Source organism: Dyella mobilis, assembly GCF_016904945.1.
GTDB classification, from domain to species: domain Bacteria; phylum Pseudomonadota; class Gammaproteobacteria; order Xanthomonadales; family Rhodanobacteraceae; genus Dyella_B; species Dyella_B mobilis.
Map to the genome: position 1 here is coordinate 222,877 of NZ_JADIKF010000037.1, position 24,082 is coordinate 246,958.

Annotated in this window: 20 protein-coding genes and 1 pseudogene; 13 read left to right on the forward strand and 8 right to left on the reverse strand. The window is 62.7% G+C overall.

Going from position 1 to position 24,082, the window contains the following annotated elements; translation table 11 throughout:
- Positions 1–39: 39 nt before the first annotated feature.
- A complete protein-coding gene (locus ISS99_RS06905; RefSeq protein WP_204630864.1) occupies positions 40–777 on the forward strand; it encodes a TlpA family protein disulfide reductase in 738 nt (245 codons plus the stop codon).
- 153 nt (positions 778–930) lie between these two features.
- On the forward strand, positions 931–2,010 hold the full coding sequence (locus tag ISS99_RS06910; protein ID WP_204630865.1) for an AraC family transcriptional regulator: 1,080 nt from the start codon (positions 931–933) through the stop codon (positions 2,008–2,010).
- Between the two features lie 111 nt (positions 2,011–2,121).
- Here the strand turns inward: ISS99_RS06910 and ISS99_RS06915 are convergent, their stop codons facing one another.
- The 5 genes from ISS99_RS06915 to ISS99_RS06935 all read right to left on the reverse strand — a co-directional run bounded on the left by ISS99_RS06915 (position 2,122) and on the right by ISS99_RS06935 (position 7,595).
- Positions 2,122–3,081, reverse strand: a complete 960-nt coding sequence (locus ISS99_RS06915; protein ID WP_204630866.1) for a J domain-containing protein — start codon at positions 3,079–3,081, stop codon at positions 2,122–2,124.
- Positions 3,065–3,487, reverse strand: a complete 423-nt coding sequence (locus ISS99_RS06920; RefSeq protein ID WP_204630867.1) for a hypothetical protein — start codon at positions 3,485–3,487, stop codon at positions 3,065–3,067. Before ISS99_RS06920 ends, ISS99_RS06915 begins: the two co-directional genes overlap by 17 nt.
- Positions 3,488–3,515: 28 nt before the next feature.
- A complete protein-coding gene (locus ISS99_RS06925; RefSeq protein WP_204630868.1) occupies positions 3,516–5,384 on the reverse strand; it encodes an SEL1-like repeat protein in 1,869 nt (622 codons plus the stop codon).
- A gap of 11 nt (positions 5,385–5,395) precedes the next feature.
- Entirely contained in the window at positions 5,396–7,105 is a 1,710-nt protein-coding gene (locus tag ISS99_RS06930; protein ID WP_204630869.1) for an Hsp70 family protein, read from the reverse strand.
- A 109-nt stretch (positions 7,106–7,214) separates the two neighbouring features.
- The gene (locus ISS99_RS06935; RefSeq protein ID WP_204630870.1) at positions 7,215–7,595 is read right to left on the reverse strand and encodes an ArsR/SmtB family transcription factor; all 381 of its coding nucleotides are present in this window, start codon (positions 7,593–7,595) and stop codon (positions 7,215–7,217) included.
- A 103-nt stretch (positions 7,596–7,698) separates the two neighbouring features.
- On the opposite strand from ISS99_RS06935, the gene ISS99_RS06940 reads away from it, so the two are divergent.
- A complete protein-coding gene (locus ISS99_RS06940; RefSeq protein WP_204630871.1) occupies positions 7,699–8,445 on the forward strand; it encodes a glucose 1-dehydrogenase in 747 nt (248 codons plus the stop codon).
- Positions 8,446–8,518: 73 nt separating this feature from the next.
- Here ISS99_RS06940 and ISS99_RS06945 read toward each other — a convergent pair whose 3' ends face one another.
- The gene (locus ISS99_RS06945) at positions 8,519–8,704 is read right to left on the reverse strand and encodes a hypothetical protein (protein WP_204630872.1); all 186 of its coding nucleotides are present in this window, start codon (positions 8,702–8,704) and stop codon (positions 8,519–8,521) included.
- Positions 8,705–8,993: 289 nt separating this feature from the next.
- On the opposite strand from ISS99_RS06945, the gene ISS99_RS06950 reads away from it, so the two are divergent.
- Both ISS99_RS06950 and ISS99_RS06955 read left to right on the forward strand, forming a co-directional pair.
- A complete protein-coding gene (locus tag ISS99_RS06950; protein WP_204630873.1) occupies positions 8,994–10,229 on the forward strand; it encodes a parallel beta-helix domain-containing protein in 1,236 nt (411 codons plus the stop codon).
- Positions 10,230–10,240: 11 nt separating this feature from the next.
- Positions 10,241–11,389 (forward strand): SO2930 family diheme c-type cytochrome, encoded by a 1,149-nt coding sequence (locus ISS99_RS06955; RefSeq protein WP_239537786.1) that lies wholly within the window; start codon positions 10,241–10,243, stop codon positions 11,387–11,389.
- Between the two features lie 59 nt (positions 11,390–11,448).
- On the opposite strand, the gene ISS99_RS06960 is transcribed toward ISS99_RS06955, so the two are convergent.
- On the reverse strand, positions 11,449–12,126 hold the full coding sequence (locus ISS99_RS06960) for a TetR/AcrR family transcriptional regulator (protein WP_204630874.1): 678 nt from the start codon (positions 12,124–12,126) through the stop codon (positions 11,449–11,451).
- A gap of 88 nt (positions 12,127–12,214) precedes the next feature.
- Between ISS99_RS06960 and ISS99_RS06965 the strand changes: the two are divergent.
- From ISS99_RS06965 to ISS99_RS06995, 7 genes and pseudogenes are all read left to right on the forward strand, one after another.
- Positions 12,215–13,859 (forward strand): annotated as a pseudogene (locus ISS99_RS06965) (xylulokinase); the annotation flags it as partial.
- A complete protein-coding gene (locus ISS99_RS06970; RefSeq protein ID WP_204630876.1) occupies positions 13,840–14,505 on the forward strand; it encodes a class II aldolase/adducin family protein in 666 nt (221 codons plus the stop codon). The pseudogene ISS99_RS06965 and the gene ISS99_RS06970, both read left to right, overlap by 20 nt.
- A 23-nt stretch (positions 14,506–14,528) precedes the next feature.
- Positions 14,529–15,977 carry an aspartate aminotransferase family protein gene (locus ISS99_RS06975; protein WP_204631004.1) on the forward strand — a complete coding sequence of 483 codons (1,449 nt, stop codon included), beginning with the start codon at positions 14,529–14,531 and terminating at the stop codon, positions 15,975–15,977.
- A gap of 5 nt (positions 15,978–15,982) precedes the next feature.
- Entirely contained in the window at positions 15,983–16,615 is a 633-nt protein-coding gene (locus tag ISS99_RS06980) for a class II aldolase/adducin family protein (RefSeq protein WP_204630877.1), read from the forward strand.
- Positions 16,616–16,626: 11 nt separating this feature from the next.
- Positions 16,627–17,814, forward strand: coding sequence for an MFS transporter (locus ISS99_RS06985; protein ID WP_204630878.1), 1,188 nt, complete (start codon positions 16,627–16,629; stop codon positions 17,812–17,814).
- A 57-nt stretch (positions 17,815–17,871) separates the two neighbouring features.
- Positions 17,872–20,349 carry a TonB-dependent receptor gene (locus tag ISS99_RS06990; RefSeq protein ID WP_204631005.1) on the forward strand — a complete coding sequence of 826 codons (2,478 nt, stop codon included), beginning with the start codon at positions 17,872–17,874 and terminating at the stop codon, positions 20,347–20,349.
- Between the two features lie 6 nt (positions 20,350–20,355).
- On the forward strand, positions 20,356–21,771 hold the full coding sequence (locus ISS99_RS06995; protein ID WP_204630879.1) for a coniferyl aldehyde dehydrogenase: 1,416 nt from the start codon (positions 20,356–20,358) through the stop codon (positions 21,769–21,771).
- Between the two features lie 72 nt (positions 21,772–21,843).
- Here the strand turns inward: ISS99_RS06995 and ISS99_RS07000 are convergent, their stop codons facing one another.
- Positions 21,844–23,253, reverse strand: a complete 1,410-nt coding sequence (locus ISS99_RS07000) for an OmpP1/FadL family transporter (protein WP_204630880.1) — start codon at positions 23,251–23,253, stop codon at positions 21,844–21,846.
- Between the two features lie 476 nt (positions 23,254–23,729).
- Between ISS99_RS07000 and ISS99_RS07005 the strand changes: the two genes are divergently transcribed.
- Positions 23,730–24,044 carry a YcgL domain-containing protein gene (locus ISS99_RS07005; RefSeq protein ID WP_204630881.1) on the forward strand — a complete coding sequence of 105 codons (315 nt, stop codon included), beginning with the start codon at positions 23,730–23,732 and terminating at the stop codon, positions 24,042–24,044.
- Positions 24,045–24,082: the final 38 nt, after the last annotated feature.

Consider the following 24,082-nt stretch of genomic DNA (forward strand, 5'->3'; position numbering starts at 1 on the left):
CCTCTCCTCTCGAGGGAGAGGGCGTGGAAGCCGTCTGCCATGAAACATCGCGCCCTACTTCTCGCCTTGGCCTTGGCGCCCAGCGCGCTGCTGCATGCAGCGACACCCGATAAGGGCGAGCAGGCTTTCGTCGCCACCTTGCAACTCGGTGCCACGCCGCAGGTCCGCTATCTCGACTCCAACGGCAGGCCGCTCGACTACACGGCCTTCGCGCAAGAGTTGCAGCAACGCCGCACCTTCAGCATCTCCCGCGACAGCCAGGCCGGCATGGCCATGCTGCGCATACGACCGCCGGGCTCGCACGCCGGCGAACCGGGACGGTTTTCGTTTGGGCGGGGCGATGCGTTTCCGCCGTTTGCCTTGCCGTCACTGCACGGCGGCACGCAACGGCTGAGCGATTTCCACGGGCGCTACACACTGGTGAGTTTCTTCTTTGCCGAGTGCGCACCGTGCATGGCCGAAGTCCCCACGCTCAATGCCTTCGCGCGTGCGCACGGCGACGTGAACACCGTGGCCATCACGTTCGAGGATGCCGCCAGCGCACGGGGCTTCGTGGAAGATCACGGCTTGAACTGGAACGTGCTGTACCACGGTCAATCGCTCACCGACACGTTGGGTGTAGGCGTCTATCCCACCTTGATGCTGCTCGATCCGAACGGACGCGTAGCCGGCGCCGCGGTCGGCATGACGCTGAGCGACGATCCGGCCAAGCGCCTGACAGACCTGGAAGGCTGGATCGCACAATGGAAGCAGGCATCGGCAGGCGCCGCTCGATAAACATCCTCACGACACGCTCACGCCACCTACACGCCGCGCATAGCGTTTGATGCAAAGGCGCCGGCTTTGTGCGCCGCGCCAACCACCCCGCACGCATACGTGCTAGAACCGTCTCTCGCGCCGATGAGGGTCGGCCCCGGGGAATGGTCTGGCATGTCAGAGCTTGCCGTTGAAACGCATCTCGCCAGGCGCGCGCCAGCGCGCTGGATCGAACCGGACCCGCGCGCCCTGGCTGCGGATATTCCACCGAATGTGCTGGTACACCTGAGCGAACTGGCAGCGCGCCGCGGCATCTCCAGCGAGCCCTGGTTTGCCGGTTTGGGGATCACCCGCCAGCAGATCAACGACCCTTCCGTGCGTGTGTCCTATCGCCAGGCACGCACGGTGATTGCGCGCAGCTTGAAGGTGCTGCGCGATCCGGCTCTCGGCTTATTGGTCGGCCGCAACGAAACGATCGGCAGTTTCGGCCTGCTCGGCTTGGCCATGATGACCTCGCGCAATTTCGGCGAAGCCATGGCCACCGGCATCGAGAACCACAAGGTTTGCGGCAGCCTGCTCGACGTGGATTTCGCCGTGGTCGACGCGCGCACCGTCGCCGCTCAGGCATGGCCGCGTTTCGGCGAAATCGAGTTGCTGCCATTCCTGTGCGAGGAATTGTTTTCCAGCAGCCTGGCCCTGGCGCGCGAGCTGGTCGGGCCGAAGCTGATTCCCGCGCGGATGGAGCTGACCTATCCGGCGCCCGCCTACGCCGACGAATACAGCAAGACGTTTCAGTGCGACGTACGCTTCGGCGCGCAATACAACCGCATCCTGATCGACGCGCAATGGATGGATTTCCCGTTGCCCGGCTACAACCCGCTCACTTCGCGGCAAGCGCTGGCCCTGTGCCATCAGCAACTGCGCGGCACGAACAGCTCCGACGAAATCGTAGGCTCGGTGGAGCGCCTCTTGCGCAGCCGCCTGCGCGAACATCCCCGCCTCACCGAGGTTGCCCGCACCCTGCACCTGAGCGAACGCTCGCTGCGCCGCCGGCTCGCCGACAGCGGACGGATCTTTCGGGAAATCCACGATCGCGTGCGCGCCGAACGCGCACTGGAACTGCTGCATGCCGGGCAGATGAGCGTGGCCGAGATCGGTATCGAACTGGGCTTCAGCGATCCGCGCGAGTTCCGCCGTGCATTCAAGCGCTGGACGGGCATGCCGCCGCAGCTGGCGCGGCGGAGTTTTCCCTGAAGATGCGCGTGGAGCCTCGGGCGCCCGTCGCACGGTCAGTCTCACGCAACGAGAAAACGCTCTTGATGCGACTTCTTACGGAAGATCCTTTATCACTTGCTTCGAGAGGTTCTACAGAACCCATCTCCCTATAGCCGCCAAAAACAGCGCCATCGCACACGCGATAAATATGAATTTTTTTCGCGCAGAGAGAGCAGGAGATCGCAACACGCCACCAAACCCCTGCTGCGCCGCTCTTCTACTGTCCGCACGACGCCGGAGCGCGGGATCACTCTCAAGTTTCCGACTCCACCAATCCAGCGCTTGCTCTCCATAGCGCTCAGCCAACTCACCCCGAAATGTGTCGTAACGCTCCATCAAACGATTGGCCCAGACGATTCGCCAAGGCTGTACCCGTCCTCTTGGTTTGCCCTGGAAAGAGCGATAGATATTGATGGCTTCTTCGAATTCCTTGGCGTCTCTGGACATGTTGGCCGAAAGAGCATCACGCAAGGCCAGATGCTGTTTCAGGCGTAGCGTAAGGTCCGCGCGAGCCGTCAAATGCCGACTTGACACATTCCATTCATATCGATCGCTAGCCGCATCGAGCAGGGCAATATTCGTCGGCGCTGCAAAGCACATCGCCAAAACCAATTGCTCAAATGCGAATTTATCATCAAGTGCGATTAGCCTATCGTCCTCGGAAAATTTATCCAGCAACTCATAGGCCGCATCATTCCCTTCTTGCAAAAGCTCCTTTTCGAAATCACGCGCCGCGGCAATCGGCGATGACGATGCACCATCCATCCGCAGGCGGGAAGACGCCACTTGATGCGATTCACCTCGAGCTGAGTCGATCGGCGATGCCTGTTCTTCCGGAGCCGACTCAAAAATCCGCCACGAACTCGTGAAAGGATGGTCCCCCGGCTGCTCAACCCATTGGAGCGCGAGTTCATAAGCCTGACGGATTTCCTGAAAGCGCTCGGCCTCGGAAGCCCGATCGCATTCCTTTATCGCTTTTGCATAGGCCTTTCGAATTGCAACCACATCGGCGTCACTATCGACGCCAAGCACGTCAAGAAACCACGGCATCAACTTTTCTCCGAACAGAGCTGGGCTCGACGTAAATCAGCCACCGGTCGCGCGTCACTTTTACGTGACTCATCTGCGACCAAGGCAGCCGCCTGGAAACGTCGCAATTGCGCACGCATACTCCCCACGCATCGAACAGGTAAACACGTCGGCCATTGCACCGTTCATGCCATACGGCGTAGGCGGCCTGCCAAACCGCGTACAAAAGGAGTGCCAAAAATGCGGTGACCATTTCGAAAAAAACCGACCATTGCAGGGATGCCGGACGACGCAAAAGCAACGCCATTGCACGCACGATCATCGCTAAGGTCAAATACGCCCGCGGGCGGGCGCACGAAATTCGCATGCCTGCTTGAAACGTTTCGCCAAACGCGCGCCGTGGCGCTACGACTATGACCTCGCTCATGCCAAAGACCTCGCCCGTCGCCGCCAAATCAAGATGGGTGACTCATCGCTGCAGCCCGGTCCAACTCATCTAGAAAGTCACGCGACCCCGAAAGTTTGCTTGCCAGTGCAACGGCGCCATTGCGCTGCCCAACGGTCAGCGACTTGGACAACCTGGCAAGCCCGGCTGTTATTTGCGTGGGATCGCTACCACCCCTGCCCGAAGCCATGCTTAGCAAGGCATAGGCAATCATCCTGTTTTGCTGCACGCCCTCGCCAGTCTCATACATCAGTCCCAGATGAACCAATGCCGCCGCAGCGCCTTGTGCAGCCGCCTTGCGATACCAATTCGCAGCAGCAGCGTAGTCCCGCAGAACGCCTCGCCCTCCCGCGTAGAGATCGCCCAGACCGTCCTCCGCCTCGGCATCGCCATTTTTAGATGCCAATTGCCACCAATGGAGCGCGGCCCGATAGTCCTGCTTGACACCGTCACCGTTGAAATAGACCTCTGCCAATCGGTCTTGAGCAGCCAAGTGACCCTGCAAGGCTGCGGCTTTCCACCACTGAATCGCCGCCAGAGGCGTTCTTGGCACACCTTCGCCCCGCATGTACATCTCGCCAAGGTTGTATTGCGCGTCGGCAAATCCGCGATCGGCGGCTCGACCATACCAAATCAAGGCAATACCCGGATCCTTTGGCACATCCTGTCCGCGCTCGTATTTGCGGCCCAGATAATCCTCCGCATCGGCGTCCCCTTGGTCGGCGCGATGACGCAGGCGCACGACTTCGTTCTGCTCGTACGGGGAGGGCGCGGCAGGCGACAGCGACGTCGACGACAGATGATCCGCTCCTTGATAGCGGTAGTCGGACGAGAGGGTACTAGTCGTTTGCAGATCGTCTACGGACGAGGAGCTCTTTTGAAAATGATTCAAAATCGCCGTGATAATCACCAGGCAAATAAGCAAGCGCACGAAACTGGAAGGACTCATTGGAGCCGGATTCTGGGGGCGGCGCTCGATTTTCAATTGCGCGAATTCGCGCTCTTTGGCTTGCCGCTCGTGGTATGCATCAAGAAGGCCGGAATTGTCGGCCAACTTGCGGCGCCACCAGTCCAACGCTTCCGCGCCGTAGCGATCCTCGAGCTCTCGACGGAATGGGTCGCATCGATCCAGCACCTGATTGGCCTTGACGATCTGCCAAGGCTCGATTCTCAAATCAGGTTGTCGCTTGACCGCTCGATAAATCAGCAAGGCATCTTCAATTTCGCGTCTGTTTTCCGCGTTGCGCATCGACAATGCAGCCCTCAGGGCCAACTGTCGGCGCATGCGTGCAACTAGGTCCGGGCGCATAGCCAAGTGCTTGTTCGATGTCTCCCACCCAAACAGATCGCAGGCGGCATCCAGCAGGTTTATGTTCGGAGGGTTGGCGAAGCAAAATACGAGCAGCGCTTGCTCGAAGGCCATTTTTTCATCGAGCGACGTCAGTCTATCGTCTCTGGAAGACGCCTCGAGCAGTGCGTGCGCCTGTGTGCCATCAGCCTCTCGCAAGGCCACCGCCAATGCGTCGAGCACTTCATGCGCCTGTGGATGATGCCGCCTTGCCGACATCCCTGGCTGGACCGGGGATGCGGGCGTTCTCAAGCCTGGCGGAGCATCCGCGGACGAAGGCTGCTCCGGCGACACAGGCGGCGCGGCCGATTCCGCATCGCGTGTGGAAACTTGCTGCGGTGGAGCACCGGCCGCCCCCGATTCGCGCCCCTTAGCCCACTGGAGAGCCAACTCGTAGGCGCGGCGAATCTTCTGGAACCCCTCGACGTCGTTCGCCTGGTCGCACTGCTTGATGGCTTTTGCATAAGCCTTTCGAACGGTACGCGTGTCCGCATTCTGGTCGATGCCAAGCGCTTCAAAAACCCATTGCATGGCGCGCCCCGTCAAGCATCGAGCAAGGGATTGCTTTCGAAACGATCCAGCCATGCGGACAGTTGCTCCCGCGATGCCAATATCTCCCGGGGATCCTGCCTCGCCATAATCGCCTCAAACTGGCTCATGGCATTCGAAATGGCCGTACGGGACGGCCCTAGAGCCTCTTCGTAAAGCCGGTTGGCCCGCGCCAGGACGGCAACGTTGCGCGCATCGTCCCGCGGATTGAGCTTGAGCGCGTGAAGCGCTGCGAGTCTCTCCGCGATATCCTCCTTGGACAGGACTCCGGCGTGCTCCTCGATGACGATGCTCCCTTTGGTGTCCGTTCCATGCACGCTCGCTTCCACTTCGAGCAAGCCGTTGACGTCATAGGTAAAACGGACATCCGCGCCAGCCTTGCCAGCTGGCATGCCTCCTTGCACCGCAACCTCGAACTTGCCCAGTGGAATGTTATCCCTGACCAGCCGGCCTTCGCCCTGATAGACGTCAATGCACAATTTGACCTGGTTGTCGTACAACGTATAAACGTCCTTGCTCCGACTGGCGGGAACGATGGTATTGCGTTCGATAATGGGTAAATAAAACCCGTCTTGCAGCGATCCGTCGCCAGCAAGGCGCTGGGCCACTCGGATGCCGAGCGTATACGGACATACGTCGGTCATGACGATTTCGCTTAGTGCCGCATCATCCATTTGCAGGCCGGCCTGCACGGCCACGCCGAGCGCCACCACTTCGTCTGGATTCAGTGCCGTGGCGGGAAAGCGGCCGAACATCCTGGTAACCAGCTTGCGTACTATCGGCATGCGCGTGGCACCCCCCGCAAGCACCACCTCGTAAAGGTCGCTGGCACGGATGCGCGCGTCGCGCAGAGCTCGCTCGACTGGCGCACGCAAGCGCTGCAGCAGTGGATCGCACAGCGTTGCAAAACGATCCTCATCCAGCGCGTAGGTGAACTCTCCATCGCGGAGGCGAACGGGCAACTCAATGGACGACTCTATGCTCAAGCGGCGCTTGATGCCCTCGGCGATCTCCCGCAGTCGCTGCCTGTCGCCGGCCCGCAAATCCTGACTGCTGCAGTTCGATCTGCTGAGGATGTCTTCACAAAGAAGATCGACAAAATCCTCTCCACCGAGGAAATTGTCGCCGGCGCTAGCACGCACTTCCATCACACCTTCGAAAATTTCCAGGATGGAGACATCGAACGTACCGCCGCCCAGATCGAACACCAGAAACTTGCGCTCCGCACCCGCGTCGCGCACTCCATAGGCAAGCGCCGCGGCGGTGGGCTCGTTGATCAACCGATCGACCTTCAAGCCTGCCAGTTCGCCGGCAGAGCGCGTTGCCTTGCGCTGCGCATCGCTGAAATAGGCAGGGACGCTGATAATCGCCTCGCTTACCGATTCACCAAGCACCGCCTCGGCATCGGCTTTCAGGGACCGCAATACGAACGATGAAACCTCTTCAGGACGAAACCTGTGCTTCCCGAGCTCAATCTCGCGACGGCTGCCCATGTACCGCTTGAAGTTGGCAGCAGTCAGGCCAGGATGCGTTTGCAGACGATCCTTGGCGGCCTGCCCGACCAGCAATTCACCCTTGTCGGAGAACCCGACACACGACGGAGTCAGCGAGCTACCCAGACTGTTGGGTACCAGCACCGGCGCGCCGTCCTTCCATAGGGCGACGAGGCTATTCGTCGTACCTAGATCGATTCCGATGATCACTATTTTCCCCTGTAAAACCGACACCCAACCTGGCTCGGCAGCGCTTCTGTGCGCACGACCCAACCAAGTTTAGCCTCGTCACCAGCAGCTTTGCAGCGCCGTAGCTTTCTCAGCCGCTGCGAGATTTGCTTACGGCAAGCTTGCGCTTGGACGCACGCATCCGCTCCTCAGCCTGCACCTGGTGCGCCTTCATGATCGCCATGACCAGACCCGGAAAGCGCTGATTGATCTCCTCGCAGCGCGTGCTGTTGCGCATCTCCACGCCTTGCCGCTCGCTGCGGATCAGCCCCGCTTCGCGCAGGGCGCGAAAGTGCTGCGAGAGGGTGGACTTGGGAATCTCGCGGTCGCTGATCTTGAGGAAGTTGGAGCAGGTGGCACCGCTGGAGATGGCCAGCTCCGCGTAGATGGCCGCGCGCACGGGATCGGACAGGGCGTGCAGGATGCCCTCTACGGTGATGTCCTCGATCGATGGGTGAACCAGCGGCCTCATGGAAGCGATTTTATCAGGCCCTTGAATTGTAGTTCCATAGTTCATAAGTTACGAACTACTGGATTTGAGGTCCACGTTCCCCACCACTCTGAAGGGCAAACCCATGAGCAAGCTGAAAGGTAAGGTCGCCATCGTCACCGGCGCATCCAAGGGCATCGGCGCCGCCATCGCCAAGGCGCTGGCCGCCGAAGGCGCGGCGGTCGTCGTGAACTACGCATCCAGCAAGGCCGGCGCCGATGCAGTGGTTGCGGAAATCGCCAAGGCCGGCGGCAAGGCTGTCGCCGTGGGCGGCAGTGTGGCCGAGGCGGCCACCGGGCAGGCGCTGGTCGATGCCGCCATCAAGCATTACGGCAAGCTGGACATCCTGGTGAACAACGCCGGCGTGTACGAGTTCGCGCCGCTGGAAAACATCACCGAAGAGCACTACCACAAGCAGTTCAACACCAATGTACTGGGCCTGTTGCTGACCACCCAGGCCGCCGCGAAACATCTTGGCGAAGGCGCCAGCGTCATCAATATCGGCTCGCTGGTGTCGCGCATCGTGCCGCCCGCCACGGCGGTCTACACCGCCACCAAGGGCGCGGTGGATGCGATCACCGGTGTATTGTCGAAGGAGCTTGGCCCGCGCAAGATTCGCGTGAACGCGCTCAACCCCGGCATGGTGGAAACCGAAGGTACGCACGCGGTCGGTGCGATCGGCGGCGACTTTGAGCAGTACGCGCTGGCCAGCACGCCGCTGGGCCGCATCGGCCAGCCGAACGATATCGCCTCGGTGGCGGTGTTCCTGGCTTCCGATGACTCGTACTGGCTGTCGGGCGAGCGTCTGTATGCCGGTGGCGGCGCGCGCTGATTCACACGCATGGCAATGGCTGGACGAAGTCGCCAGCCATTGCCGTTTGTAGATCCAAAAACTGTTCTGGGGTTTATTGGCGGCGCAGATTGCCGTCGCCAATGCCCAGGCACAGGCGTGTCGACCTTACGACGGTGCCAGCCGCCTTGACCGCCGGGACACTGACTGGCTGGCGCACCGCAGTGGGCGATACGGCTTGCCGTGAAGAACTGCCGGTGAGAACCGGGTGAAACCGACGATCGATCCAGAAAGCGTGCATGACCATCTCCGGAGCAACTTGACTGATGTTCAAGTTACGAGCATCGCGTTCTGGCCAAAAGCGATATTTAAGCAAGCCAGGTTGAAATATTTTTCAATGCTAAAAGGTCTGACTAAACGCCCTCGTCGGCATGGGCAGGTGGCCCCTTTCTAGCGAAAGGTTGCCGTCACACGGCGCTCACGCTGGCCGCTTTGCCCCCCATCCCCGTCCCTTTCGCCCTCCCCGTGTGCGCTCCCTTGGGGGACAGTGCGCTGGTACGCGCCCGTATGGCGCACGGGGAGATTCGATCATGCGCAAGATCTGCACGCCGATCGCCATGGCGCTGCTGCTGGCCGCCTGCGGTCATCAGGAAAGCGCGACGCAAAACCAGAGCGACGCCTCGTTCGAGAGCAAGCTCGAACAGCAATTGCTGGATGCCAAGCCCGGCAGCGTGATCGACATTCCTGCCGGCCATTACTCGCTCAAGCGCGGCCTCAGCCTGCGCACCAACGGCGTCACGCTGCGCGGCGCCGGCATGGACAAGACGGTGTTGTCGTTCAAGAACCAGGTGGTCGGTCCGGAAGGACTGCTGGTGAACGCCGACGATTTCACCATCGAGAACCTCGCTATCGAAGACACCATGGGCGATGCCTTGAAGATCAACCAGGGCAAGAACATCACCATCCATGGCGTGCGCATCGAATGGACCGACGGCCCCAAGACCACCAACGGCGCCTATGGCCTCTATCCGGTGAAGACGCAGAACGTGCTGGTGGAAGATTCGGTGGTGATCGGCGCATCGGATGCAGGCATCTACGTGGGCCAGTCCAACAACATCATCGTGCGTCGCAACCGCGCCGAGCAAAACGTGGCCGGCATCGAGATCGAGAACTCGGTGAATGCCGACGTATACGACAACCTGACCACCAAGAACACCGGCGGCATCCTGGTGTTCAACATGCCCAACCTCTCGCAGGAAGGGCATTCCACGCGCGTTTTCCACAACGAAGTATTGGCCAACAACACCGGCAATTTCGCCAGGAAAGGCGCTGCCGTCGCGAGCGTGCCGGCGGGATCGGGCATCGTGGTCAACTCCAATGACAAAGTGGAGATATTCAACAACCACATCGTCGACAACCAGACCGCCAGCATCATCGTTTCCAGTTACTTCTCCACCAATTACTACAACACCAGCGGCGTCGCCGCCGACTACAACCCTTATCCGAAGGGCATCTATATCTACGGCAACCGCATCACCGGCGGCGGCGACTCGCCGGACGGGTTGAAACTGAAAACACTCAAGACCGCCGTGTTTGGCCTCAACGGACGCTTTCCGGACGTGGTGTGGGATGGCTATGCCGATCCCAAGGATGTCGTGAACGGCCTGACGCCGGCGGAAGACCGCATCTGCATCCAGGATGTCAACGGCGTGCTCGATATCGATGGCCCGCACGGCTACAAGAACCCCAGCACGGATACCAAGCCTTACCAGTGCACGCTGCCCAAGCTGCCGCCCGTCGCGTTGAACCCCGAGCCGAAGGTGTGACCGTGGCGCCGATGAAGATGTGGATGCGTTGGTGCTCGTTGCTCGCGTTGTTGTGCCTGGCCGCCTGCCATCACGGCATGGACCCGGTGGCGTTCCACGACGACGGCTATCCGCCGAAGCTCAGCGACTGGCACGTGGTGGAAGCGCGCGACGGCGTGTTGCAGTTGAACCAGGGCGTGGTGCCTTACGAATTGAACACGCCGCTGTTTACCGACTATGCGCACAAGCTGCGCACGATCTGGATGCCCAAGGGCGTATCGGCCAAATACAGCGCGACCGACACCTTCGATTTTCCGGTCGGCACCATCATCAGCAAGACGTTTTTCTATCCGCTGCCCAAGGGCGAAGCACGCAACGCTACCGACATCGCCCGCACCGACGACACCGGCCGCGATTTCGCAGGACAAGGCTTGAATCTCGCCAACGTGCACCTGATCGAAACACGCCTGCTGGTACGCCGCAAGGAGGGCTGGGTGGCCATCCCCTACGTGTGGAATGCCGACCAGACGGAAGCCAACCTTGCCCGTACCGGCGACGTGCAGGCGCTGACCCTGGTGGGCGACGACGGCTCACGCGAAAACTTCAACTATGTGGTGCCCGATCAAAGCCAATGCGCGAGTTGCCACGCGCGCGACTGGACCACGCGCGCACTGCAACCGATCGGCCCGAAGGCACGCCATCTCAATCGCGATTACCGCTATGCCGACGGCGACGAAAACGAATTGGCGCACCTGGTGCGCGTGGGTTATCTCAGCGGCGCACCGGCGCCCGCCGATGCGCCGCGCAATGCGAACTGGATGGATACCCACGCATCGCTGGACGCACGTGCGCGCGCCTATCTCGACATCAACTGCGGTCATTGCCACAACCCCAAGGGCGCTGCCAACACCACGGGGCTGACGCTGGACATCGCCACTCCCGAAGATCGCCACATCGGCATCTGCAAACCGCCGACCGCGGCCGGCCAAGGCACGGGCGACCACTTGTTCGACATCGTGCCGGGCCATCCGGACGACTCGATCGTGCCTTACCGCCTGGGTTCGGCCACGCCCGGCACGATGATGCCGGAACTCGGGCGCAGCACGGTGCATCGGGAAGGCCTGGCATTGATCAAGGCGTGGATCGCATCGCTGCCCGGACAATGCGTGGTGATTCATTGACGTGCGCGAAGCGCCGCTGCTGTTTGCACGCAGGCGCGCGCACGGCGCCGGCGTGCGACTCAAGGTTTCGCTTCGGCCTGCAGGCGCTGCAGATGGCTGGCCAGGCTCGCCGCCACCAGGCGCATGACCGACGGCGCGTCCAGCGACGGATCGTCGAACAGCATCTCCAGCGCGGCGAAGGCCATGCTGTCGGCCACGCGACTGATCAGTTGCAGTTCTTCGCGCGGAATCTCGGGAAAGGCGGCGCTCAAGCGCGCCGTCGCCTGCGCCGCCACTTCGCCGGCCGACTCCAGCCGCACGTCCTGCAACATCGGAATGGCACGCAACGCACGCATGATCCAGATACCGCCAGCGGCCTTGCGCGTCACCTCGTAGGTTTCCAGCAGCAAGCCGGTCAGCGTCTTTTCCAGCGCAGCAGCCGACTCGAACGCCGCCGGCGTCAGCCACTGGTCGATCAACGCATTTTGCTGATGCATGAGGCGCAGGCCCAATTCGTGCAGCAGCGCGTACTTGTTGGGGAAATAGCGATACAGCGCCGGCGGCGACAACCCCGCGCGCTGGCAGACCAGATTGGTGCTGAGCTGCTCGAAGCCGACCTCCGCCAGCACTTGGGCCGTCACATCCAGCAGGTGCTCGTAGGTCTCGGCGGCGCGGGACTGTGCCGGCGTCATCTTGGGTGCCAGATCCAGCTTGGGCGGCTTGGCGCTGCGGCGGGTGCGCTTGGTCGGGGCTGGCACGAGGCGGACATCCTGGATCGGGGGTATTGCGCGAATTATAGCTACAACTATATTGTAGCTATTACTAGCTTTTCGGGGAAAGGCATCCATGCCCAGCGCGGCACCAGGCGGCACGCCATCAAGCAACGAGCGCCTGATCTTGGCGGTCGACCTGGGCACGTCCGGCTGCAAATGCGCGCTGGTGAGCCTGGATGGCAACGTGCTCGCCTGGACGTTCCGGCCGATCGCCCTGCACTTGGTCGGCGAGCTTGGGGTGGAACAGGACCCTCAGGACTGGTGGCACGCCTTCCTCGATGGTGCGCAGGAATTGCTCGGTGCGGATGCCGGTCGCCGCAAACGCGTAGTCGCAGTGTGCTGCTCCACTTTCGGCGAATGCACGGTGCCGGTCGACGAACAGGGCCATGCCCTAGCGCGTGCCATGTTGTGGGTCGACATGCGCGGTGCCGAAGCGATTCGCCGGCGCGCGCGCAGCGGTCGTTTGAACATCCAAGGCTACGGCCCGCTGAAACTCGCGCGCTGGCTGCGCCTCACCGGCGGCGCGCCCTCGCTGTCGGGCAAGGACTCGGCCGGGCACGTGGCCTGGCTCTACGATCACCAGCCGGCATTGGTCGAGCGCACCTGCAAGTTTCTCAACGCGCTCGACTTCATGAATCTGCGCCTCACCGGCCGCTTCTGCGCCACGCACGATTCGGCGCTCACTACCTGGGCCACGGACAATCGCGACCTGTCACGGGTGCATTACGACGATGGACTGCTGCGCCTGCTCGGCATGGCGCGCGAGAAGCTGCCGGATCTGGTGCACTCCACCGAAGTGATCGGCTCGCTGTTGCCAGCGGTAGCCGATGCGCTGGGCCTGGCGCACGACACCAAGGTGGTGGCCGGCTCCGTCGACAACTCGGCGGCGGCGATCGGCGCGGGTACGGTACGCGACGGCGCACTTCATCTGTATCTCGGCACATCCTCCTGGCTCGGTGCGCACGTACCGACCAAACGCACACACGTCAGCCGGTTCATTGCCTCGGTGCCGTGCGCACAGCGCGATCGCTACCTGGCCATGGCGATGCAGACCACGGCGTGCGGCAACCTGTCGTTCCTGCGCGATCGCATTCTGTTTCATGCCGACGAGCTGCATGTAGACGATCCGCGCAGCGACGTCTATCCCCTGCTCGATCGCATCGCCGATCGCGTGCCCCCTGGATCGCGCGGCCTGACCTACCTGCCGTGGCTGCTCGGCGAGCGCACGCCGGTGGACGACGGTCATTTGCGCGCAGGTCTGTTCAACCTCTCGCTGGAGCACACGCGCGAAGACGTGATCCGCGCCTTCCTGGAAGGCGTGGCCTTGAACACGCGCTGGATGCTCGAGCCGATGCTGGATTTCGTGGACGGCAAACGCAGCCCGGGCATCACCATCGTGGGCGGCGGCGGGCAATCGGATGTCTGGTGCCAGATGATCGCCGACATCACCGGCATGGCGATTCAGCAACCACGTGCGCCGATCCAGGCGAACGCACTGGGCGCAGCCTTCATCGCGGCGGTGGGTTTGGGCGAGCTCTCATTCCACGACATACCCGCGCTGTGCCGTCCACGGCAGCAATTCGAGCCACGCCAGACGACGCGCACGCTGTACGACGACTGCTTTGCCACCTTCAAGCAACTGCATCGCCAGCTCGCACCCGTGTATCGACGCGTCAACCAGCACCGGAGCGCCGCGCGATGAAATTCGAAGCTGCCCGCCAGCGCGTGGTCGAGATGAGCGTGCTGCTGGCCGACCACGGCTACTTCGCCGCCACCGGCGGCAACCTGGCCTTGCGCGTGGACAACGACCACATCGCGGTGACACCGTCTGCCACCGACTACTACCAAATGAGCGCGGCAGACGTCTGCGTGCTGCGGCTTGCCGACTTGCGCAAGATCGACGGCGACCGTACGCCGTCGGTGGAAACGGGCATGCATGCGCAGCTTTTGCGCAGGCGCCGCGATTGCATGGCAAGCATTCACACCCATCAACCCGCTGCCAGCGCATTGACCTTGTTGAGCATGCCGTTGGCGGTGACGCGTCGGGCCGATTGCGACCTGCTGGGTTCGCAGGTACTGACAGTCGGCTACGCACCATCCGGAACACGCTGGTTGTCCGGCAAGCTTCGCCGCGCGCTGCGTGCAGACGTCAACGCTTATTTGTTGCGCACCCACGGCGCCATCTGCTGCGGCAGCAGCCCCGAACGCACGTTGCAGGCCATTGCCGCCCTGGAGGCGCTCGCCATCGCCTATTTGCGCGAACGCATCGCTGCCCGCGAGGCATCCGCCTCACTCGAACAGACCGTGCTGCGAAAGCTGATCGCCGTGCTCGACGCACATCCCGTGCAGGAGTTGATCCCGTGAATTTCAATCACGCCGCCGCCACGCTGCCGGCCAGCAGCGCGATATCGCAATGGCCCGATACCGATGCGCTCTATCGCTGTTTCGACGCACTGGTGCAACAACCCGTGCGACCGCTGCGCCGCGATGCGATGGAAAAGGTGCTCAACCATTTCGAACGGCACTGCGCCACTTCCAAACGGCTGGCCGAGCAAGCCAAGCACGTCATTCCCGGCGGCGTGCAACACAACCTCGCCTTCAACTACCCGTTTCCGCTTGCCATCAAGCAGACCGGTGGTGCGTACCTGACGGATGTGGATGGCAACCGCTATATCGACTTCCTGCAAGCCGGCGGCCCCACCTTGCTGGGCTCCAACCATCCCGGTGTGCTGGCCAAGGTGGAAGCCTTGCTGCACGAATGCGGACCGGTCACCGGCCTGCTGCACGAATACGAAATCAAACTGGCCGAGCTGGTCTGCGATGCGATGCCAGGCGTAGACATGCTGCGCATGATGGGTTCGGGCACCGAGGCGGTGATGGGCGCAATCCGTCTTGCGCGCGCCTATACCGGCAAGAAACGCGTGATCAAGATCGGCGGCGGCTATCACGGCTGGAGCGACCAGATGGTATACGGCATGCGCCTGCCCAACACAGGTCGCATGGAAGCCATCGGCATACCGCGCGGCGCCACCGCCAACACGCAGGAGAGTTTGCCGAACGATCTGGCAGCGATCCGCCGCAAGTTGCAGTGGAACCGGCTGCGCGGCGGCACCGCCGCCATCATCGTCGAGCCGTTCGGACCGGAGAGCGGCACGCGTCCGGTGACTCGCGATTTCAATGCGCAACTGCGCCGCCTGTGCGATGAATTCGCTACCTTACTGATCTTCGACGAAGTCGTTACCGGTTTTCGTGCCGGCATGGGCGGTGCACAGGCTTACTTCGGCGTCATGCCCGATCTCACCGTGCTGGGCAAATGCCTTACCGGCGGCTATCCGATGGCCGGCGCCATCGGCGGCAAGCGCGACATCATGATGATGCTGGTAGGCGGCATCGGCACCACGGCTAAGCGTGCTTTCGTAGGCGGCACGCTCACCGCCAATCCGCTGTCGTGCGCTGCGGGTTATTACGCATTGCAGGAAATCCAGCGCACCGACGCGGCGGCGAAAGCGGGCCGCGCCGGCGATCGCCTGCGCCAGGGACTGGAGCAGATCATCGAGCGGCTCGGCCTGCCCTATGTCGCCTACAACCTGGGTTCGATCGTGCATCTGCAGACATCCGGCGTGATGCTGCTGGACACCAGCAATCTGCTCAAGCTCGCGCGACTGAAAAACGAAGCGAAGCGGCGCAAGCACGTGATGGAGGAAATGGGCGCGGCCTACGCCGCGCACGGGCTGATCACCCTGGCAGGCAGCCGCATCTATACCAGCCTCGCCGACACCGACGAGGTGATCGACGACGCCCTCAACCGCTTCGAAGACGTGTTCAAGCAGGTGTAGCGCCCATGTCGCTTCCGGATCTTCTCAACGACGCCATGCACCGCCTGGACAGCAAACACCTGCTTGGTCCGGGCGGCAGCGTTTCGGTGCGGGTGCCCGATTCGCCGGACATGCTGCTGGCGACGCCGCAACAGCCGCCCACGCGCGTACCGCTGTCGATGCACGGTGAATCACGGCATACCTGGCACGCAGCGATTTATCGGGCGCGCCCTGATGTGGGAGCGATCGTGCTGGGCGGCGGACTCTACGCGCGAATGCTTCACGACGTGGGCAACGCATTGCCGCAGGTATTCGACGAACAGGCGCGACATTTGGGGCGCACGGCGCTGCCGCTGCCTCAGCTGGCTGGCGATCCCGATACCGCGGCACGACGCTGTCTGATTACCGGCGGCAACACCTGGATTTGCGGTGACGCCGTGATGGTATTCGGCAACACCGCACAGCGCCTGACCCTCAATGCCGAATTGCTGGAAAAGTGCGCCAAGGCGTACGTGCTGGCCAAGGCCACCGGCGCACGCGTTCACACTCTGCCCTGGTGGGTGTGCCGCATCGCCAACGGCCGCCTGCAGAAAGATCAGCGGCGCGCCGCCGAACGCTTCGCCAGCGGCTTGCTGCCCGAAGAAGTAAAAGGCTACTGAGGAGCGCACTGATGACGACACCGGTCTCAATCGCTTTTCGCCGCTCGGAAATCGTCGCCGCCCTGGCAGTGGGTTGCGTCGCGTTGATGATGCTGGGCCTGCAACCGGCGCTGCTGGGCAACCTGGTCGAACAGCGGCGCATTTCGATGGAAGGTGTAGGCCTGGTTGCGATGGGCGAAATCTTTTCGCTCGGCATCGGTGTCGTGCTCGCCGAAAAGTTCTTGCCGCTGAATCGTCTTCGCCCGGTGGCGGTGCTCGGCAGCCTGTCGCTGGTTGCGATCAACGTTCTCACCCTGTACGCGCAAGGTGACGCCGAGTGCACTGCATTGCGCGTCGTGGCCGGACTGCTCGAAGCGAGCCTGTTCTGGATCACCACCATCGTCATCGTGCGTTCGTGGCAACCGGATCGACTGGCCGGCATCTTTCTTACTGCACAAACGCTGACCCAGGCCCTGGCAGCGCTGGCGCTCGCGCAGCTTCCGCTGCATTTTCTCGGTTGGCATGCCGGCTTCATCGTGCTGGCCGCGATCTGCCTGGTGCCGTTGCCGTTCGTGGCGCGACTGCCGCGGCAGGTCGGCACGCATACCGATGCGGTCATGCCTTCGCTAGTCTCGCTGCGCGGGTTCCTGGCTTTGCTGGTGCCGTTTGCGCACATGAGTGCGATCGGCACGCTGTGGGCGTATCTGGAACCCTTGAGCAAAGGCGCCGGCATCGTCGGCAGCAACGCCGACACGCTGGTGGCCTGGGTGCTGTTGATGCAGGTGCTCGGTGGCAGCGTTGCCGCCGTGGCAGTGCGGCGCTGGCGCGTGGGCACGGCATTGGTGCTGAGCGCGGCGGCCGTCGTCGCGATCGGCGTGGGCATCCATCGCCTTGCCGCGCCCGATCCGTTCGCATTTACCGCACTGTGCGCCGTATTCGGCTTTGCCTGGCTGTTCCAGATGCCCTTCCACGTGCGGCTCGCGTTCGACGTCGATCCGCGCGGGCGCGTGGCCATGCTGGTACCGCCGGCACAACTGTTGGGATCGGGGTTCGGGCCGCTTGCGGCTTCTTTCAGCGTACGCGGCGACAACGTTCAGCACATTCCGCTGATCGCCGCAGGTTTTGCCGCGTGCGTGGTGTTGGCACTGCTGTGGGTGAAGTATCGCGCTCCTTCCGGTACGGGGAACGGGGTTTTGGCCGGGGGCGGGCATTTCAAATAAGCGACAGGCATCGGCGTTCGGCGACGATGCAACCAGTTAGGGGAGATCAACGTGACGATGCAGCAACGTACGCTATCGAAGTGCACGCGGCACGCGCTGTTCGGCGGCGCCGCTCTGTTTCTTTGCGCGCTGTGGCCGGTCAACGCAGCGGCGGATGCGCAGGACACCAGCGCCAATCCGCCTGCCGCCAAACCCGCGGCGAACAAGAACGCTCCCGACGCCAGCCAGGCCAAGCAGCTGGGCAACATTACCGTTACGGCGCAAAGCCGCTCGCAGCAGATGGAGCAGGTGCCGATTGCGTTGCAGATCCTCACCTCGCAGCGGATCGACACGCAGGCCGCCACGGACCTCAGCAAGATTTCGCTGTTCGTGCCCGGCCTGGTGGTCGACGGCAGCCAGCCGACGCAACCGAACTACTCCTTGCGCGGCATCAGCACCAGCGACTTCGGCATCGGCACCGAATCGGCGGTGGGCGTGTACATCGATGGCGTGTATGCCGCACGCTCCGGCGGCGCCTTGCTGGCCTTCAACGATATCGACCGCATCGAGGTGCTGAAGGGTCCGCAAGGCACCTTGTTCGGACGGAACGCTGCCGGTGGCGCGATCTCCATCGTCACCAACGAGCCGACCGACAAATTCGAGGGCAAAGTGACCGTTCGCGTCGGCAACGACGGCGAACGCTACGAAGACGCCCTGGTGAATATCCCGCTCAACCAGGACATGGCCTTGCGCGTGAGCGTGCTGGACAACCAGAGCGACGGCTGGATCAAGGACCAGGCCAACGGCCAGCATTACGGCAAGAACGACGACTGGGGCAGCCGCTTCGTTTATCGCTGGAACATCACGCCCGACACGCGCGTGCTGTGGTCGTGGGATCACGAGCGGCTCGACCAACCGCCGCGGCCGGCGATCGGACTGGTGGCGCTGTCCAACGACACCAACCAGCGCCCGCCCTTCCCGCCCAATCCGGAAACCTATCTCAATCCGTTGACCGCACCGCTGTACAACGATGCGACCCAGGCCGCCGAGTGGCGCCACTTCGACGGCTCCACCCTGATCATCGATCACTCCTTTCCGTGGGGCAGCTTCACCTCGACCACGGCATGGCGGCACTTCAACACCTTCAACGACGAAGACAACGACGGTACCGATCACGTCGTCAGCTACCTCGATACTGCCAACATCGAGCACAACAACAGCTATTACCAGGAGTTCAAGCTGTCCGGCGACAACGACCTGATGGATTGGGTGTCCGGCGTCAGTTTCTATTCCGAGCAGGCGCGCCAGACCAGCCAGGTCAATACCAACACCAGCAGCCTCGATACGCTGGCGCAAAATGTGGACGGGCTCGGCCTGCCGCTGACCGAAATCACCGAAGGCCTGCAGGCGCTGGGCCTGCCGTTCAACCTGCTGGGCGATCCGTGGCGCGAGGAGATCAACAACGTCGGCCGATTCAAAGCCTACGCCGCGTTCGGCGACGCGATCTGGCATCTCAACGACAATCTCGATCTCACCACCGGCCTGCGCTATACCGAAGACAAGAAAGACTTCACCTGGTACACGCCGCTGCGCCAGGCCGATGCCTTTGACCAGACCGTGTCGCAGTTGGAAGCCACCGGCATCATCGGCATGCTGCCGCCCGAAGCACAGGCTGCGCTGGGCGCATTCGGCAACAACATCATCTTCCCCAACGCCGTCGGCCAATGGGTGCAGACCCAAAACAGCTGGCACGACTTCAGCCCGCGCGCGGTATTGAGCTACAAGTTCACGCCGAACGTGATGGCCTACGCGTCAGCCACCAAAGGCTACAAGGCAGGCGGCTACAACAGCCTGCAGGTAGGCTCGCTGTACGCGCCGGAAAAAGTGTGGAATTACGAGGCCGGGGTGAAGGCGATGTTCCCCGAGTACAACCTGATGCTCAATGCATCGGCTTACTACTATCGCTATTCCAACCTGCAATCGTCGGTGCTCAATCCGAACTTCAACGGCTCCGGCGTGCCATTCTACACAGTGATGAGCAGCGACCAGCATGCGCACGGCCTGGACGTGGAAGCGCAGTGGCAGCCGGTCCGCGCGCTGCGTCTGAATTTCACCAGCGCCTATATCGACAGCACCTATATCCGCGGCACCTCCACTTCGGGTGTCAGCCTCAGCGGGCAGCCGACGGGCGAACCGTTCTTCTCGGCCACCGCGGGCATGGACTACACCTGGTTCGGGGTCCATCACGGCAACCTTGAATTCAACGCGCAATACGCCTACCGCGGCCCCACCCGCTGCAATGCCGACTCCGGTTTCCAGGGCGCCTGCCTGACCACGCCGCTGTTCACCGTGGGCACCTCCACGCAGCGCACCGACCTGCGCCTGGACTGGCATACGCCCGACCAGCGCTGGGGCGTGGGCCTGTATGCCAACAACGTCTTCAACAAGCGTTATGTGCTCAGCATCGGCAATGACAGCACCAACGATTTTGGAACGCCGTACGCGACCATAACGCCGCCGCGCGTATATGGTATTGAACTGCGAACCAAGTTCTGAGCCGCCATGAACCAGCCCGATCCGCTCGACCTGCCCAGCGAACTGATGCGCCTGCGCGAAATGCAGCGGTGCGATCCGCTTCCCGACTGGGCAACCCGCGCACGGCGCCTGCGTGCGCTCGACCAACTGGTGCGCGAGCATCGGGGAGAAATCGCCGAGGCAATCCACGCCGACTTCGGCTGCCGGCCGCGCGAAGAAACCGACATGCTGGAGGTGTTCCCAAGCCTTTCCGCCATTCGCCATGCCTTGCGCCACGGCCGCCGCTGGATGAAGCCCCGCCGCCACGCGGCGGGTCTGGCCTTTTTGCCGGCACGCACGGAAATGCGGCCGCAGCCGCTGGGCGTGGTCGGCATCATCGTGCCGTGGAACTATCCGCTGTTTCTCGCCGTCGGGCCGTTAATCGACGCGCTCGCCGCCGGCAACCGCGTGATGGTAAAGATGAGCGAATACACGCCGCGCTTCTCGCAGCTGTTCGCCGAGCTGGTGGCGCGCCATTTCCAGCCGGACGAGGTCATCGTGGTCAACGGCGATGCCAGCGTCGGCCAGGGCTTTGCCGACCTGCCGTTCGATCATTTGCTGTTCACCGGTTCGACCGCCGTCGGCCACCACGTGATGCGCGCCGCGTCGGCCAACCTCACGCCGGTGACGCTGGAATTGGGCGGCAAGTCGCCTGCCATCATCGGGCCGGGGGCGCGCTTCGAGCATGCGGTGGAACGCATCGTGTTCGGCAAGATGGTCAACGCCGGGCAGACCTGCATCGCACCCGACTACGTGCTGCTGCCTCGATCGCAGGTGGAGCGTTTCATCACCGCTGCGCGCGACACCGCCGCACGCCTGTATCCGAATCTCGCCGGCAATCCTCAGTACGCGAGCATCGCTTCCGACCGGCACTATCAGCGCCTGGCAACGCTGCGCGATTCGGCCGTGGCTGCCGGTGCGCAAAGCACGAAGCTGGCCGATGTCGAAGACCGCGCCAGCCAGCGCGTGCTCACGCCGGTGCTGCTGCAAGGCGTGCGCGACGACATGCCGGTGATGCAGGAAGAAATCTTCGGCCCGCTATTGCCGCTGGTGCCGTACGAGCATCTGGACGAAGCCATCGAATACGTCACACGCCGTCCACGCCCGCTCGCGCTGTACCTGTTCGAACAGGACCGGGCCAGTATCGACCGGGTGCTGGCACACACTCATGCAGGCGGCGTGAGCTTGAACGACACGCTGTATCACATCGCGCAGCACAAGCTGCCCTTCGGCGGAATCGGCCCTTCAGGCATGGGCGGCTATCACGGCGAAGCCGGGTTCCGTACGTTCTCGCACTTCAAGCCGGTGTTTCGCCAGGCGCGCTTCAACGGCACCGGATTGCTCAATCCGCCCTACGGCAAGCGCTTCAAGCAGATGCTGGAGATTTTGTTGCGCCGCGCTTGAGCATCAAAGCCCGGGAACAAAAAAACCTCCCCGCTCGCACGGGGAGGTTTTTCGTTTCAGCCAGGCGGCCGATTAGAACTTGTAGACGGCCGAGAGCGCGAACAGGTTGCCGTAGTCGCTGGAGGTACCGGTGATCACGTCCTCCGTGGCGCTCACGTCGCCGTTGATCGCGGCGTGGTTCACGAAGATGTGCGCGTACGACGCATTGATCGTGAGATGCTCGGTCGCCTTGTAGCCGATACCCACCGAGGCCAGCTTGCGGGTTTCGTCCGGCACGCGCACGTCGCGGGTGTCCGCGGCGGTCGGCGTGGTGTCGAAGCCGATACCGCCACGCAGGGTCAGCTGGTTGGTGAGGTAATACTCGCCGCCCAGCGAGGCATAGTAGGAGTTATGCCAGTTGAACACCTGGGTGGTGGGCGGCTGATACGGGTTGGCGTAGTTCACCGTGAGGTTCTTGAACACGTCCCACTCGGTCCACGACAGGTCCGCACCGGCGCCCCACTTGTCTTCCTGGTGCCAGTAGCTGGCGGTCGCCACCGCCGGGGTGGTGAACAGGGCGGTGCCCTGCGTGTTCTGGAACGCCTGGCCAGCTGCGCCAAGCGCCGGCGACACCTGGGCCAGCTGGCCGATCAGTGCCGTCACGTTCTGCGGCACGGTGAAATCGGCCGTGCCTTGCAGGCGGTGCTTGATCTTGGAGCGATAGTTGAAGCCCAGGCGATCCTGCGGATCGATCTTCCAGTAGCCGCCCAGCTGCCAACCCCAATCCCAGCTGTGACCGTTGACGCGCGCGTAGCCGTCGGTACCCGGCGGGATCAGGGCAGCGATCTCGGCCGCCGGAATGCCCGCCTGGGCGCCCAGCTGCTGGCCGATGGTCGCGAAATTGGTGGCCTGCGACAGCGTGGCCGTGGTGTGCTGGGCGATGGCGCTGCCGCCGATGCTGAAGTTCTCGGTGAGGTCGTAGGAGGCCGAGAAGGTGGCATCCAGCGACTCGAACTTCGACTCGATGGCGTTGTAGCGGCCGATCCAGTTGCTGTCGTAGTCGGTCTTGAAGCCGAACGGTACGGACAGCGAGGCGCCCACGTGCCAGCGGTCGCTCACCTGGGTTTCGAAGAAGATCGACGGCACCGGCAAGGTGGTGCCGGCATCACCGCCATTGGTGCCGCTGATCGGGTTGCCGAATGCGTCGTGGGCGCTACCGGAGAAGGTGGTGCCAAAGTTGATGGCGGTGATGTCCGCTTCGAAATAGGTGCCCTTCAGGTCGGTCATCGCGGCCGGACCGTTGGCCACCACCGAAACGTCGCCACCGGCAGTGAGCGAACCGGCGTAGGCACGACCCATGCCTTGCGCGCTGTCTTCCTTCAGCTGGAAAGCGCTGGCGTGAGCTTGCTGCGGCGCAGCCAAGGCACCGGCAACGGCCAGGCCGAGAGCGGCCAGGGCGAGCGGACGACCACCACGGGCTGTACTACGGGAAAACATGTGCATTGCTTGCTCCTGCTTTTTTTTGGTGACGAGTAGGGCCTTGGAGCGGCCAATATCCCCCTCGAGGGGTCGTCATCCCGTGTAAGGGCGACGGCTCGGGTCGTAGCGGGGCCACCACGGCAGAAATTCATACGCGCGTTTGATAACCCTGGCGGGCACTCTGCCGGCTCGCCCTTGGCCATGCAAGTGCGGTTGCAGCATGGCGGGGAACGGGGAACGGGGAACGGGGAACGGGGAACGGGGAACGGGGAACGGGGAACGGGGAACGGGGAACGGGGAACGGGGAACGGGGAACGGGGAACGGGGAACGGGGAAGAGCATCGCACCTACGCACCCGTCATCAAGCTTTTTCAACACAAGCTCCCCGCGAAGCGAAAAGCCCCAGCCTCCTGCAACCTAAACGTTCCCCGTTCCCTGTTCCCCGTTCCCCGCTTTTCCCACTACCCTTCACGATCCACTCGTGATTTGCGGGCTTCGCCATGCATTGCTTCGTCTACGCCAGCCAACGCAAAGCCGATACTTATCTGTGGCTATCGCAGAAAGACAACTTCCCGGCGATTCCCGAATCGCTGGCGGTGCTGCTAGGCGATCTGCGCTTCGTGCTCGAAGTGGAACTGCACGCCGGGCGACGTCTGCCGCATGAAGATGCCGAGACCGTGATGGAGCATTTGCGCACTCAGGGCTGGCATCTGCAGCTTCCGCCGCAGCAGACGTTGGCCGCTGCACCGCCCCAAACCCCTCAGGACGTCGATGGTCACGACACCGGCGACATCCCCCGCTTCCGGCAAGAGTAGGTGCAGGATTGCATTCGTTAACGAGTGATTACCGTCTG

What these genes read in the sequence shown, in the direction of transcription:
- ISS99_RS06905 (WP_204630864.1), top strand. Translation starts at nt 40, where the DNA reads ATGAAACATCGCGCCCTACTTCTCGCCTTGGCCTTGGCGCCCAGCGCG.
- ISS99_RS06910 (WP_204630865.1), top strand. Translation starts at nt 931, where the DNA reads ATGTCAGAGCTTGCCGTTGAAACGCATCTCGCCAGGCGCGCGCCAGCG.
- ISS99_RS06915 (WP_204630866.1), bottom strand. Translation starts at nt 3,081, where the DNA reads ATGCCGTGGTTTCTTGACGTGCTTGGCGTCGATAGTGACGCCGATGTG.
- ISS99_RS06920 (WP_204630867.1), bottom strand. Translation starts at nt 3,487, where the DNA reads ATGAGCGAGGTCATAGTCGTAGCGCCACGGCGCGCGTTTGGCGAAACG.
- ISS99_RS06925 (WP_204630868.1), bottom strand. Translation starts at nt 5,384, where the DNA reads ATGCAATGGGTTTTTGAAGCGCTTGGCATCGACCAGAATGCGGACACG.
- ISS99_RS06935 (WP_204630870.1), bottom strand. Translation starts at nt 7,595, where the DNA reads ATGAGGCCGCTGGTTCACCCATCGATCGAGGACATCACCGTAGAGGGC.
- ISS99_RS06940 (WP_204630871.1), top strand. Translation starts at nt 7,699, where the DNA reads ATGAGCAAGCTGAAAGGTAAGGTCGCCATCGTCACCGGCGCATCCAAG.
- ISS99_RS06945 (WP_204630872.1), bottom strand. Translation starts at nt 8,704, where the DNA reads ATGCACGCTTTCTGGATCGATCGTCGGTTTCACCCGGTTCTCACCGGC.
- ISS99_RS06950 (WP_204630873.1), top strand. Translation starts at nt 8,994, where the DNA reads ATGCGCAAGATCTGCACGCCGATCGCCATGGCGCTGCTGCTGGCCGCC.
- ISS99_RS06955 (WP_239537786.1), top strand. Translation starts at nt 10,241, where the DNA reads ATGAAGATGTGGATGCGTTGGTGCTCGTTGCTCGCGTTGTTGTGCCTG.
- ISS99_RS06970 (WP_204630876.1), top strand. Translation starts at nt 13,840, where the DNA reads ATGAAATTCGAAGCTGCCCGCCAGCGCGTGGTCGAGATGAGCGTGCTG.
- ISS99_RS06980 (WP_204630877.1), top strand. Translation starts at nt 15,983, where the DNA reads ATGTCGCTTCCGGATCTTCTCAACGACGCCATGCACCGCCTGGACAGC.
- ISS99_RS06985 (WP_204630878.1), top strand. Translation starts at nt 16,627, where the DNA reads ATGACGACACCGGTCTCAATCGCTTTTCGCCGCTCGGAAATCGTCGCC.
- ISS99_RS06990 (WP_204631005.1), top strand. Translation starts at nt 17,872, where the DNA reads ATGCAGCAACGTACGCTATCGAAGTGCACGCGGCACGCGCTGTTCGGC.
- ISS99_RS06995 (WP_204630879.1), top strand. Translation starts at nt 20,356, where the DNA reads ATGAACCAGCCCGATCCGCTCGACCTGCCCAGCGAACTGATGCGCCTG.
- ISS99_RS07000 (WP_204630880.1), bottom strand. Translation starts at nt 23,253, where the DNA reads ATGCACATGTTTTCCCGTAGTACAGCCCGTGGTGGTCGTCCGCTCGCC.
- ISS99_RS07005 (WP_204630881.1), top strand. Translation starts at nt 23,730, where the DNA reads ATGCATTGCTTCGTCTACGCCAGCCAACGCAAAGCCGATACTTATCTG.